At 67.2% G+C, this 12,559-nt stretch carries 12 protein-coding genes and 3 riboswitches; of the genes, 3 read left to right on the top strand and 9 right to left on the bottom strand.

What is annotated here, in order from left to right:
• Nucleotides 1-19: 19 nt before the first annotated feature.
• From BLW05_RS10500 to BLW05_RS10475, 6 genes are all read right to left on the bottom strand, one after another.
• Nucleotides 20-904: a DUF2145 domain-containing protein gene (locus BLW05_RS10500; RefSeq protein ID WP_093162385.1), complete on the bottom strand. Its 885-nt coding sequence runs from the start codon at nucleotides 902-904 to the stop codon at nucleotides 20-22.
• Complete coding sequence (locus BLW05_RS10495) at nucleotides 901-1,359, bottom strand: hypothetical protein (protein WP_093162384.1); 459 nt, start codon at nucleotides 1,357-1,359, stop codon at nucleotides 901-903. The genes BLW05_RS10500 and BLW05_RS10495 overlap by 4 nt, the downstream gene beginning before the upstream one ends.
• Before the next feature lie 38 nt (nucleotides 1,360-1,397).
• Complete coding sequence (locus tag BLW05_RS10490; RefSeq protein WP_093162382.1) at nucleotides 1,398-1,883, bottom strand: YiaA/YiaB family inner membrane protein; 486 nt, start codon at nucleotides 1,881-1,883, stop codon at nucleotides 1,398-1,400.
• 103 nt (nucleotides 1,884-1,986) lie between these two features.
• Nucleotides 1,987-2,649, bottom strand: a complete 663-nt coding sequence (locus tag BLW05_RS10485; protein WP_093162381.1) for a phosphatase PAP2 family protein — start codon at nucleotides 2,647-2,649, stop codon at nucleotides 1,987-1,989.
• A 10-nt stretch (nucleotides 2,650-2,659) separates the two neighbouring features.
• Nucleotides 2,660-4,612, bottom strand: coding sequence for an MFS transporter (locus tag BLW05_RS10480; protein ID WP_093162379.1), 1,953 nt, complete (start codon nucleotides 4,610-4,612; stop codon nucleotides 2,660-2,662).
• 25 nt (nucleotides 4,613-4,637) lie between these two features.
• A complete protein-coding gene (locus BLW05_RS10475) occupies nucleotides 4,638-5,480 on the bottom strand; it encodes a hypothetical protein (protein WP_093162377.1) in 843 nt (280 codons plus the stop codon).
• Between the two features lie 126 nt (nucleotides 5,481-5,606).
• Between BLW05_RS10475 and BLW05_RS10470 the strand changes: the two genes are divergently transcribed.
• The 3 genes from BLW05_RS10470 to BLW05_RS10460 all read left to right on the top strand — a co-directional run bounded on the left by BLW05_RS10470 (nucleotide 5,607) and on the right by BLW05_RS10460 (nucleotide 9,558).
• Nucleotides 5,607-6,341, top strand: coding sequence for a helix-turn-helix domain-containing protein (locus BLW05_RS10470; protein WP_093162376.1), 735 nt, complete (start codon nucleotides 5,607-5,609; stop codon nucleotides 6,339-6,341).
• 144 nt (nucleotides 6,342-6,485) lie between these two features.
• Nucleotides 6,486-6,593, top strand: a riboswitch (glycine riboswitch).
• 79 nt (nucleotides 6,594-6,672) lie between these two features.
• Nucleotides 6,673-7,911: an FAD-dependent oxidoreductase gene (locus BLW05_RS10465; RefSeq protein WP_177142621.1), complete on the top strand. Its 1,239-nt coding sequence runs from the start codon at nucleotides 6,673-6,675 to the stop codon at nucleotides 7,909-7,911.
• A gap of 35 nt (nucleotides 7,912-7,946) precedes the next feature.
• A riboswitch (glycine riboswitch) is annotated at nucleotides 7,947-8,050 on the top strand.
• Nucleotides 8,051-8,157: riboswitch (glycine riboswitch) on the top strand. It begins immediately after the preceding riboswitch.
• Between the two features lie 87 nt (nucleotides 8,158-8,244).
• Nucleotides 8,245-9,558 (top strand): D-amino acid dehydrogenase, encoded by a 1,314-nt coding sequence (locus BLW05_RS10460; protein ID WP_093162373.1) that lies wholly within the window; start codon nucleotides 8,245-8,247, stop codon nucleotides 9,556-9,558.
• Here BLW05_RS10460 and BLW05_RS10455 read toward each other — a convergent pair.
• The 3 genes from BLW05_RS10455 to BLW05_RS36780 form a co-directional block, all read right to left on the bottom strand.
• Nucleotides 9,519-10,787: an FIST signal transduction protein gene (locus tag BLW05_RS10455; RefSeq protein ID WP_093162371.1), complete on the bottom strand. Its 1,269-nt coding sequence runs from the start codon at nucleotides 10,785-10,787 to the stop codon at nucleotides 9,519-9,521. The two genes, BLW05_RS10460 and BLW05_RS10455, sit on opposite strands and share 40 nt — an antisense overlap.
• Nucleotides 10,788-10,827: 40 nt before the next feature.
• A complete protein-coding gene (locus BLW05_RS10450; protein WP_093162370.1) occupies nucleotides 10,828-11,565 on the bottom strand; it encodes a PhaM family polyhydroxyalkanoate granule multifunctional regulatory protein in 738 nt (245 codons plus the stop codon).
• 83 nt (nucleotides 11,566-11,648) lie between these two features.
• The gene (locus BLW05_RS36780; protein WP_371126935.1) at nucleotides 11,649-12,557 is read right to left on the bottom strand and encodes a copper chaperone PCu(A)C domain-containing protein; all 909 of its coding nucleotides are present in this window, start codon (nucleotides 12,555-12,557) and stop codon (nucleotides 11,649-11,651) included.
• Nucleotides 12,558-12,559 lie beyond the last annotated feature (2 nt).

Genomic DNA, 12,559 nt, shown 5'->3' with positions numbered 1-12,559 from the left:
GAATGTTGCGGATTCTGGTCTAGAGCTTGAGCACGACCGGCGCCGCCCCGAGACCCGCCCTCGGCATCCACGCGAATACCGAATCCACCGTCACCGTCTCGATGCGATCGGAAAAGCGCTTTTCGTTGGGATGATCGTCGAAGGCGACGTTGGCCGAACCCACGCGACCGCCAAGTCGGGTCAGCGGTCCGAGGCGCAACGTCGTGGGCTCGTAGCCCTTGAAGTGCAACCACGCCTGGGCCTGGTCGCGGTTGACGATGGTGCCGGGCTCCATGGCGCCGGCCAGGGTCTCGATGACCCATTGGTTCGACTGCTGGTACTTGTGCCCCCAGGCGTAGCTCACGATGCTGTAGGGCGCGGCGTGCAGCCGCGTGATGCGCGCCGGCGGCTCGTTGAGCGCCGCCAGCAGTTGCGCCTGCACCACCGGCGTCGGGACGATCCATGCGGCTTCGTAGCGGTAGAGATCGTCGAGGAAGAACTCGCCGAGGCCCTGCCGGTAGACGGTGGCCACCGCCGTGCCGCACTGGTTGAGCTTGTGCACCACGCGCCAGTTGCCGTCGGCCGTCTTGTAGGCGAGCCCCAGATGCGAGTAGCGCAGGCCGTACCTGCTCAGGTCCTGTCCGGCGCGCGCCAGCAGCACCACCTTGGCGCCGCTCGCGTCGAGCTGCTGCGAGGTGCGCTCCGCGAGCTGCATGCCCTTCACGATCGTGGCCGCGGTGGGCTTGCCCTCCTCGCACGACCGGCCGGCATGCGCGTTGAGCGGAAACAGGAAGACGCCGGCCAGGATGACCGCGGCCGCCGTCAGGATCGCTTGCGCCGCGCCCTTCAGCAGGCGACGCGTGCGCGAGACGCGGGTCTGGTATTCGCGCTCGTAGGGACCGAAGTTCGTGGGTATCCGGGTCATGACAGCTTCTCGTTGTAGAGCAACGCGCGGCCGAGCGCGTTCGGCACGAAGGCCAGCACTTCGCCGGCGGCCGAGATGACCACGCCGCTTGCAATCACCGTGACGGTCACCGCGCTTCCGATCGCGACCGACGCGCTCCGTGCTGCACGGTCGAGCACCTTCACGCTCGCCCTGGCGCCATCCGAGACACGTTCGAGCACGTAAACGGTGCCATCGACGGAGGCTTCGACCGCCACCACGGTCAGGGTGGCGCCTCCGATCGACAGCGCCACCGGCACCGCCGCGACTGTGCTCACCGCGGCCCCCGTGACCGATGCCGCGCCGACCACCGATGCGACCGGCAGCATCGACAGCGCCACCGACGCCTCGCTCTGCGCATGGGCAGGCAGCGGCATCGAGATGTTGACCGTCGCCGCGCAGACGGCCAGGAGAAAGGTGCAGAGGTACTGTCTCATGATGAGCTCTCCTTTCGACGTGTTTGGGGATGGATGCTTCACTCGGCCTCGCGCATTTCGGCGCGCACCTCGCGGCGACCTTGCAGGCGGGCCAGGGCGATGTCGGCCTCGTGCCGATCACGCAGTGTCTTGGCGAGCGTGAAGGCCGAGCTGATGAGGAACAGCCAGCTCACGGCCAGGAAGGCCTTGTAGGTTTCGCTGATCTCCATCCGCAGCAGGCCCCAGCCGGTCAGCCCCATGGCGGTGAAGAAGCCACCCCAGACGACCAGCTTCCACATCGGCGTGTCGCCGGCGGAGGGGGCACTGCCGTGCTGGTTGTCGCGCACGAACTTGGCCAGGACGAACGCGGCCGAGAGGCAGAACACGTACCCCATCACCATGAACGCGCGGTCGAGCGCCTGGCCCGGCAGCCAGCCGAGGCCGGTGGCGCACAGGAAGACCGCCAGCCCGAACGAGATCCAGACCTGAAGCTGCCAGGCACGGGTATCGCGTTGGACGGAGACGTTCGAAGAGCAGCTTTGCATGTCGGCCTCGCGGCGAAGTGAAGGTGCGCGGATGATGGTTCGCTCCTGTGCAGCAAGACACAAATTAACGAACCAGTGGCGCCCTCCAACGCCTTGGGTATCTCTAATCGATACCGATTGCCGAACCGTTCCGGCGGGCCAGGAGGTCGGCGCGGGTGTAGACCCGGTCCGTCCCCGCAAGGCGCATCGCAATGACCTCCAGGGCACTCTGCGTCGGCGCCGCCGTCCCCGGCCGCTGGAGAAGCGCCGGCGTCGCGAGACTCAGTGCCACGAGCAGCCAGCTCAGCCGCGGATGCGGCGAACGATGCTGCCACCACAGGAACAGCCCGCTCACTGCCGCGCCGAGCAGGAAGCCGGCTGCGACCTCCGAATGGGAATGCGCGTCCAGCGCAATGCGCGAGACGCCGATGACGGCCGCGAACACCAGCCCGGCCACGGCAGCCGCGACGCGGGCGCGATGGTCCTGCCGCGAGGCCATCAGCCATCCGGCGACAGGCCAGATGCTGGCCGACAGGGCCGTGTGCCCGCTGAACCCGGTGAAGTCGATCGCGGCGATGCCGATACCCCAGCCCAGGAAGGCGAGCTTGGACACCAGGATCACGCTGCATCCGAGACCGAACAGCAGCACCCAGCGCCATGCGGACGCGCGCGTCCCCCGGGGCAGTCCGAGCCACGCGGCGATCCACAGGGACGCGGGCAGCAGAAAACCACTGTCACCGAACCAGGTGACGGCGGGCCAGAGTGTTGGGGGATGCAACGCAAGCATCAGGCGAGACTCATGCCCCCATGAGTCCGCTCACGCGCTGCTGCAGGACATCGGGCCGCACGTCGGAATAGGGCACCGCATCGCCGACATTGAGTCCCACGCGGCTGAAGTAGCCGCGCCGGAAAGGCCGCACCATGGCAACGTTTTGCCCCTCGCGCACTTCGATGCGGCTGAAGAAGGAGCCCCACAGATTCGTCAGGGCCATGGGCACCACCGGCGGCTCGATGCCTTCTGCGCGCGCCGCTTCGAGGATCTTCATCACGCCGCCCTTGAAGGGCTGCAGCAGCCCGTCGCGCGTGATCGCACCTTCCGGGAAGATCGCCAGCAGGTCGCCCTCTCGCAGCACCTGCACGGCCTGCCTGAAGGCCTCTTCGTAGGCGGCAGGATCTTCCTTCTGCGGCGCGATCGGGATGGCCTTTGCGAGCCGGAACAGCCATCCGAGCACCGGCACCGCGAAGATGCGGTGATCCATGATGAAGCGGATCGGGCGCGGGCTTGCCGCCATCAGCAGCACCGCATCGATGAAGCTCACATGGTTGCAGACCAGCACCGCGGCGCCTTCCGAAGGGATGTGCTCGCTGCCCTTCACGCCGAAGCGGTAGACGACCCGCGAGAGCACCCATGCAACGAAGCGCAGCAGGTATTCGGGCACCAGCATGAAGATGTAGAACGCGACGACCGCGTTCGCGATGCCGATGATCAGGAAGATCTGCGGGATCGTGAAGCCGGTCTTCAGCAGCGCCCCGGCGATGATCGCGCTGCCGATCATGAAGAGCGCGTTGAGGATGTTGTTGGCCGCGATGATGCGCGCGCGGTGCGTCGGCTGGCTGCGCATCTGGATGAGCGCGTACATCGGCACGCTGTAGAGCCCCGCAAAGAGGGACAGCAGGCCGAGGTCGGCCAGCACGCGCCAGTGCGCGGACTGGCGCAGGAATGCACCGAGCCCCAGATCGCCGAGCGCCGGCAGCGCGCGCGACGCGAAGTAGAGGTCGATCGCGAACACGCTCATGCCGATCGCACCGAGCGGCACCAGCCCGATCTCGACCTGGCGGCGGCTCAGCGTTTCGCAGAGCAGCGAGCCGATGCCGATACCGACCGAGAAGACCACCAGCAGCAGCGATGCCACCTGTTCGTCACCGTGCAGGACCTCCTTGGCGAAGCTCGGGAACTGGCTCAGGAAGGTCGCGCCGAAAAACCACATCCACGAGATGCCGAGCAGCGAGCGAAACACCACGACGTTGCCATGCGCGAGCTTGAGATTGCGCCAGGTTTCGCTGACCGGATTCCAGTTGATCCGCAGCCCCGGATCGGTCGCCGGCGCGGCCGGAATCGCCTGCGCCACCGCGCGCCCGACCAGCGCCAGCAGTACGCAGGCCGCCGCCACCGAGGTGTGCCCGATCTGCGGCACTGCGACCAGCAGGCCGCCCGCGACTTGGCCGAGCAGGATGGCAACGAAAGTGCCCATCTCGACCATGCCATTGCCCCCGGTGAGCTCGCGCGAATCCAGCACCTGCGGCAGGTAGGCGAACTTGACGGGCCCAAACAGCGTGGAATGCAGCCCCATCAGGAACACGCACGCCAGCAGCACCACGGCATCGGCACGCACGAAGCCCCAGGCGGCGATCAGCATGATCACGATCTCGATGTTCTTGACGAAGCGGATCATCTTCGTCTTGTCGAGCTTGTCCGTGAGCTGTCCGGCGGTTGCCGAGAACAGCAGGTAGGGCAGGATGAAGAGCGCGCCGATCACCAGCCCCGCCATCGCCGGCGGCATCCAGCTCAACTGGAGCTGGTAGGTCACCATCACGGTGAAGGCGAACTTGAAGAGGTTGTCGTTCGCCGCGCCTGCGAACTGCGTCCAGAAGAACGGCGCGAAGCGCCGCTGCCCCAGCAGCGCGAACTGGTTGGCGTGGGCCTGCGCGTCGTGCGCGGCGGAGGATGATGCGTTAGCGGTCGTTGTCATTCGCAATGCCTGGTTGGCGGCTTCCTCAAGCCGTCACAGTGACGGCGCCCGGATTGTGCCGCAGCGTCTGCCGGCCAATGGCCTGCAGTGCATGCAGGACCGGCAGTGCCGCGAGCGCTGCTGTCAGGTGCTTGAGGCTGTGGCCCGAAATCAGGTGATGGGTTGCCTCGAAGATCGCGTGGTCCGCGAGCTCGAAAAGCTTCGCCAGTGCGTAGAAGAAGATCACCCAGCCCAGCCGGAGTCCGACCGCCCCGATCGTCGGCCGCGCGAATGAGAGCAGCGCGACGAGGGCCATGCCGCCGAATTGCACCAGCGACCAGGGCAGCGCGTTGCCGGTCTCGTGGCACACCGCCGCGGCCAGCAAGCCACCGATCAGCGTGAACCATGCGGCGGGCCATCCTGCGCGAGCGCTCACTCGTTCGCAGGTCGCGAATCCGATCAGGCCCGCGAACGCCACGGCCATGCCGGCGCGATCCGCGGCCAGTCGCACGCTGTCGGGCTGCAGGTGATAGAAGGCCGAGCCGAGCGCGGTCAGGATCAGGCCCGCGAAGAACATCCAGGCGCAATCGAGGGCGTTCACCGGCAGGTTCGATCCGGCCTGCTGCACCGGCGCGGCATCCAGTGCTTCCTCGTGCGCGCGATCGAGCCAGCGCAGCCAGCGCAGGCCCCAGATGCCGATGGCGGCGAAAGGCAGGTTGCTCAGCACGTCCATGGCGTTCGGCAGGGAGCCCCATGCCTGCTCGTCGGCGAACGGCGCGCCGGCATGGCCGGAAGCGGGAATCGCCGGCCCGACCACTGCGGCCAGCAGAAGCAACGCGAACAGCGACAGGAGGCAACGTTCGCGATTCGAAAGGGACGAGAGCGACATGGCGGACTCCAACGGATAACTCGATGGGCGCAATCTAGGTTGCCAACCCCCTCCACGGCATCGAGAATCGATACGGAGCACTTATCCACCACCACCGGTATCGCCGGGCAATACCCTCCCCTCCCCATGAGTACCACCGTCGACCTGGTCGTCGCCCTCAAGAACGAACTCAAGAACGCCCGCATGACCTACGCGGATCTCGCCAAGTCGCTCGACATGGCCGAATCCAGCGTCAAGCGGATGCTCGCCAAGGGCGACATGCCGCTCACCCGGGTCGACGCCATCTGCCGCGCCCTGAAGATCGACTTCGCCGAACTCGCGCGCCGCGTGGCGGATTCGCAGCCGCTGCTCAAGGAGCTCACGCTGGAGCAGGAACAGGCGGTGGTCAAAGACAAGAAGCTGTTGCTGGTCGCGATCTGCGTCCTGAGCCAATGGACCTTGGAGCAGATCGTCGCGGCCTACCGCATGACGGAGGCGGAGTGCATCGGATACCTCGCGCAGCTCGATCGCATCGGCATCATCGAGCTGCGCCCGCTGAACCGGTATCGCCTGAAGCTCGCGAAGACCTTCCGGTGGCGGCCACACGGACCGGTGATGGATTTCTTCCGCGAAAACGTCGTGCTCGACTACTACCGCGGCGGCTTCGACGGCCCATCGGAAGGGCTGTTGCTGGTGCACGGGTCCATCAGCAAATCGCTGGCCCCGGCCTTTCTGGACCGGCTCCAGCGCGTGGCCCAGGACTTCGCACAGCAGCATCAGACCGACCAGAAACTGTCGCCGAAGGAGCGCGAGGGCTACACCCTGCTGCTCGGCATGCGCAACTGGGAGTTCGAACTTTTCACTCGCCTGCGCAGGAATTGACTTACACATGAAAAAGACAGAAACCGGTTTCCTCGATAAAATTTGCCCCGCAGAAAAGCGGACGGCACCCGTCCCACCGTTGGCGCAACCTCCCATGAACGCTCAGGTGAACCGCAGCGCGGTTCGTTGACTGCCCCACATTGACCCTAGCCGACTGGAGAGACGCCGCACCGACGCGGCGCACCGAAGGAGCAAGTCCGCTGCATGCCGCAGCCGATGAATCTCTCAGGTACAAGAGACAGAGGGAGCGGCGATCTGAACCCCCGGTCCCGACGCTCTACACAGTGAGTGCTCGCCCCGGCCGTTCATGCCCTCCCAAAAGGATTCGGACATGCGCGTGGTTGTACTCGGCGCCGGCCTGCACGGCGTTACGACGGCCTATTACCTTCAGCAACTCGGTCACGAAGTGATCGTGATCGATCGCCATGCAACGCCGGCGGCGAAGGCCCGGGGCCGGATCCCTTCCCCCGAAGGCACCGCGTCACCCCATGCCGGCGCGCCGTTGCCGACGAAGCCCGCGCAAGGCCGCGGGTCGCGGCTGTGGGCCCTGGTGCGCCGTCGCTTCGGAAAGCTGCTCGATCACGCAGTGGTGCCCCCCAAGAGCAACCCGCTCGACCACATGGTCCGACTGGCCGTCTACAGCCGCCAGAGCGCTCTCGCGCTGCGTGACGAGTCCGGCATGCCGCAGCGCCCGCGCACGACCGGGCAGATGACTTTCTACACCGATGCCCCGGCGTTTCGAGGGCGCATCGAACGGGCGCCGCATTGGTCGGAACTCGGTTGCGAGGACCGCCTGCTGTCGGCGGACGAGGCGATCGGCATGGAGCCTTCGCTGCAACTCATGGGCGGCCGCCTCGTTGGCGCGACCTACTCGCCCGACGATCCGGCGCGCGATCCTTCGCAGTTCGCCGCCGGCATCGTCTTCCTGTGCCGCGCGGCGGGCGTGCGCTTCATGATGAAGCACACCGTGGTCAGGCTGAAGGAACGCAACGGCCGCATCGACCACGTCGAGCTGCTGGATGCACAGGGGCAACCGGTGATCGTGCGTGCGCAGTCCTATGTGCTGGCGCTCGGCGCGTCGAGCGTGCTGCATGCCGAGCACCTCGGCATCGACATGCCGCTGCGCTTCGTGCGCGAGTATGTGGTCACGCTGCCGATCAAGGATCTCTCGATCGCGCCTCGGCTTTCGCTGCACGACCGCCAGGGCAAGCTGCGCATCCGGCGGCTGGAGAACGCCGGTGGGCACCACCTGCGCGTCACCTCCACCGTCCGAGTCAGCGACGACGAGGAGGACGAACCCGATTCGGACCGCTTCGATGCCATCCTTCGTCGCGTCGAGACCTTGTTCCCTGGCGTGGTCGACACCAGCCGGGCGTCGCTCGAAACCGCGATGCACGCGGTCAGCAGCAACCGCCTGCCGATGATCGGCAAGACACACCTGCCCAACCTCTTCCTCAACACCGCACCCGGCACACCGGGCTGGACCAGCGCGCTCGGCGCGGGCAAGTCCATCGCGCGCATCGTGAGCGGCTTGCGCCCCGAACTCGATTTCGCCTTCCGGGGCCTGTAGGCCTGTAGCCGGCTCGACGCGAAGTCCCTACAATCGCTCCACTTGCAGGAGAGCGGGCCGCGAAAGCGGCTCCACCGAAGGCGCAAACTCCCATAAACGCTCAGGTCGGCTCGTAACGGGCCTGTACTGCAATCAACTGTCAGAGCCGTCTGGAGAGCCATCACGCCATGTGATGCACCGAAGGAGCAAGCCCTGTTGCGGGTGCAACGGGTGAATCTCTCAGGTACCGAGGACAGGGGGAGCGGCAACTTGGACGCGTGGTCCCGGTTGCTTTTCTTTTTCTGAAGCACCAACTCCGCTCGTCCAAGCGCTGCAACCTCAAAGGGTTCTGAAATGCGCGTGATCGTTCTTGGCGCCGGCCTGCTCGGCGTGACCTCGGCCTACTACCTCCAGCAACTCGGCCACGAAGTGACCGTGATCGACCGGCAGGCCACCCCGGCCGCCGAAACCAGCTTCGCCAACGGCGGACAGATCTCGGTGAGCCACGCCGAGCCCTGGGCCAACCCCAGCGCCCCTCTCAAGTTGCTGCAATGGCTCGGCAAGGAAGACGCGCCGCTGCTGTTCCGCCTGCGCGCCGACATGCGGCAATGGCTCTGGGGACTGCAGTTCCTGCGCGAATGCTCGCCGGCGCGCACCCGCCACAACATCGAGCAGATCGTGCGCCTGGGCACCTACAGCCGCGACACGCTCCAGCAGCTGCGACGCGACACCGGCATCGGCTACGAACAACGCACCCAGGGCATCCTGCACTTCTATACGAACCAGAAGGAGTTCGATGGGGCACTCGAGCCGGCCGAACAGATGCGCGCGCTCGGTTGCGAGCGGCGCGTGATTTCGGCCGACGAGGCCGTCGCCCTCGAACCCGCGCTGGCCCACATCCGCCCGCAGCTCGCCGGCGCCACCTACACCGCAGAAGACGAATCGGGCGACGCCAACCGTTTCGCGCGCGAACTCGTCAAGCTCGCCGAAGCGGCAGGTGTTCGCTTCCTCATGAGCCACACGGTGACCGCGCTGCGCGAAGCCGGCGGCACCATCGATCACGTCGAAGCCACCGACAGCGAAGGCCGCTTCCAGCGCATTCGCGGCGACGCCTACGTGCTCGCGATGGGCTCGCTCAGCCCGCTCTATGCGGCGCCGCTGGGCATCCGCCTGCCGATCTATCCGGCCAAGGGCTACTCGGTCACGATGCCGGTGATCGACCCATCGAAGGCTCACCAGGTCTCGCTGACCGACGATGAGTTCAAGCTCGTCTTCTCACGCTACACATCGCCCACCGGCGACCGCCTGCGCATTGCCGGCACGGCGGAGCTGAACGGCTACGACCGCGACCTCAACCGCGTGCGCTGCGAAGCGATCGTGCGCCGGGTGGAGCAGCTCTTCCCCGGTGCAGGCGATGCATCGAAGGCGCAGTTCTGGACCGGCCTGCGCCCCGCGACCCCGAGCAACGTGCCGCTGATTGGCAGGACGAAGCTGCCGAACCTGTTCCTCAACACCGGCCACGGCACGCTCGGCTGGACGCACGCCTGCGGCTCCGGAAAATCGATTGCGCGCATCGTGAGCGGGCTCGCGCCCGAGGTGGATTTCGCGTTCACCGGCCCGCGCGCCGCTCAGTCGTCGGCAGTAAAGACCGTCAGCACGCCGGTGTAGCCGTACAGGTGATGTCGCGCGATCTCGCCGGCGGCGAAGAAGCCGACGAGCGGCACGTCGCCGAGCGCGTGGCGCACGATCTGCAACTCGGCGTTCGGCGCGCCGAAATGCGGGCCGCCACGGCCTGAGCAGCTCACGTACACCGCGCCTGCAACACGGCGTGCCGGATGCGGCGCTGCGCCGGTTTCATCGCCGGCGAGTGCGCGCGCGGTGGCGAGCGTCTGCTCCTCGGGCTCCAGTTCCTCCCGGATCTCGGCACAGACACGCATGAGATCGGAACGCGCGGCGTGCGCGTTGCGACGGCAGAAGGTCATGCGCATGCCGGGCTCGACGACATCGGCGATCGCCACCCCGCGCCGCGTCGGATCCAGACCGATGATGTGCCGCACCAACACGTCGGAACCCAGGTCGCGCGTGCGGCGAACGCCATCGGTGCCGGCTTCCGAGAGCCCCACCAGCGTCGCGCGCACCGCAGCGATCGCCTCCTCGGGCGCGTCGAGCGACACATGCAGATCGTCCAGCAGCACGTCGAGCGCCGGCTGGCCGTCGAGCTTGAGCAGCAGGTTGCCGTCGGCCTCGGTGATCTCGCGTTCGTCCGACACCGGCTGGCAGCCCTGCGTGACGCGCGACACCAATCGCACGCCTTCGCCGAACACCACGCCCGACAGGCCGCCCGAGAACACCCCGCCATGTGCGCCGTGGCCGGGAATGTTGCCGTTGCCACCGACAGCGAACTGCAGCGATCCGGCGCGGCCCGACGAGAGACCGCCGAAGAGATAGCCGGTATCGGTGCGCTCCGCCATCTCGGCGATCAGCTCGGCGAGTTCGGGCGTGTGCGGGTCGGCGTGGACGAGTGCGGTGTGCGCCGAGAAGCCGCTCATCTCGGTGTTCGCGAGTGGCGCGACGCCCGAGAACACGCGGTACTGGTCACTTGGCAGTTCGCACAGCATCACGCTGAGCGCGGGCTCGTCAAAGTACTCGGCGTTGTTGGCCGAGACACCCACTCCCACGGTGCCCGACCAGTCGGTGACCTCGGGCAGCTCGGCGCCCAGGTGATCGAGGATCTCCTGCGCATCGGCCGAATAGTGGTCGGTGATGTAGAGCAACCCGAGCGTCGGCGAATGCGCATAGTCGGGCAAAGCCATCTGCGCCCGCAGTTGCGCGAGCACCAGCCCCGCCGCCATGCGCCATTGCGGATGGGTGGCGTGACCGGAAGGAAACAGCTTCATGGGCTCGGCTTTCTCTGCGGGAGGGGATGCGGTGCCGGCTTCAGCGCGCCCGCTTGCGCGCCGGAGCCGGCGTCTTGCCGGCAGCGGCGGCACGCTGGCCGCCGGCTGATGCCTTGCTGCTTGCCGCAGGAGCGGGCTGCTTCGCGGACTTGGCAGACGGCGCCTTTCGCGTCGCCGCGCCGGAGGCTGGCTGCGCCATCGCCGGCATCTTCAACTGCGAGGCTTCCTGCAAGGCCGCGCTGGCGATCTGCTGGAATTGCTGCGTCAACGCGCCCCACCATTGCAGCGGGTCGACCACACCCGCTTCCTCGGCCGCGGCGCTGCCGTTGCCGCGTGCGCGTCGGGCGGTCTTTGCCGCCGCGGGGGGGTCATCCTCTTCCGCTTCATTGGCGGGTTCGGCCTTTTTCGGCTCCGGCTCCGGCTTGGGTGCGGGTGCCGGCTCAGGCACAGCCGTCGCCTGCCGCGTGAAGACGCTCGCGAGATCCTCCATCTGGACGTTCATGCCGCGCAGGGTCGAGAGCGTCATCTTCTGCACTTCGAGCGCCTGGATGGTGGCCTTGAGGGCATGCCCGTTCTGCTCGAGCCAGAACTGCACGGTCTTCAGTTCCTGGATGCGCTTGTCGACCTCTTCGACGCTGAGCGTCGGCGCGACCCAACTGGCAAGACTCGGCATGCCGGGCGTCGCGCCCGCCGCCGCGCTTCCGCTGGCCAGGTTCTTGAGGAAATCGAAACCGGGAACGAACTGGCTGAAGGCGAAAGGCTTGCTGGTGTCGCTCATGAAGGGCCTCCGGACGAGAGTTGTTGTGCGGGCAGCTTACTCCAAGGAGGCAGCGTTTTGGGCCGCCTGCGCCGCCCTGTCCGTCAATGCTTGTGCTCGCCCGCCCCAGCGGTTCCGGAGGCCGTCTGCACCGGCACCTTGAGCTCGAGCGAGCTCTTCTGTCCCTTCGCGTCTTCGAAGAGGAGCGTCAGCGGCACGCTCGTTCCATTGGCGAGCGGCTGCTTCAGGTCCATCAGCATCAGGTGATAGCCGCCCGGCTTGAGTTCGACCGTCTGCCGCGCCGGCAACTCCAGGACCGGAAGACCGCGCATGCGCATGGTGTCGCCTTCCATCTTCATCTCATGGACTTCGGCGACGCCCGCCGCCGGGGTGGAAGCGCCGACAAGGCGCGCACCGGACGGCGCGCTGAGCTTCATGAAAGCGCCCGTGCCGCTCTGGCCCGGCACCGATGCACGGATCCATGCATCGCGCACATCGACCGGCGCGACGCCGGCGGCCAGCACATCGAGTCGTGCGGCCGGGCTGTCGAGGCCGGCAGTGGAAGTCCCGCCGGCGGGAACCTGCGCCCAGTCCGAACTGCCGACGTCGCAGTCCTGCAGCACCTTGAACCACAGCTCGCCCGGCGTGGCGGGCAGCTTGCCGCGCAGCACGAATTCCGCGCGCTCGCCGGTGGGCAGCGCGGCCTGGGCGTTCTCCGCCTTCCAGCGCACTTCGCCACCGTTGTCGCCGGCCGGCGGCGCTTCGAGCTTCCAGCCCTTGCGCGCCTGCGCGTCGGTGAAGGCGAAGCCCTTGGGCAGCCGCACGGTGATGCCGGTGGTGCTCTTCGCGCCCTGGCAGGCATGGCCGACGCGGAAGGCTGCTTCGTACTCGCTGCCGGCGGTGGCGCCGCCGGGCGGCAGGGTCACATGCGCGAAGGCGCTGCCGGTGCCGGCGAGCACGATGCAGGCGGCGAGTCGGCGGAGGGAAAACGATGCGTTCATGGAAGTGTTCATCG

The organism is Variovorax sp. YR216, assembly GCF_900107745.1.
GTDB lineage: Bacteria > Pseudomonadota > Gammaproteobacteria > Burkholderiales > Burkholderiaceae_C > Variovorax.
This window is presented reverse-complemented; position numbering and strand designations above follow the sequence as displayed.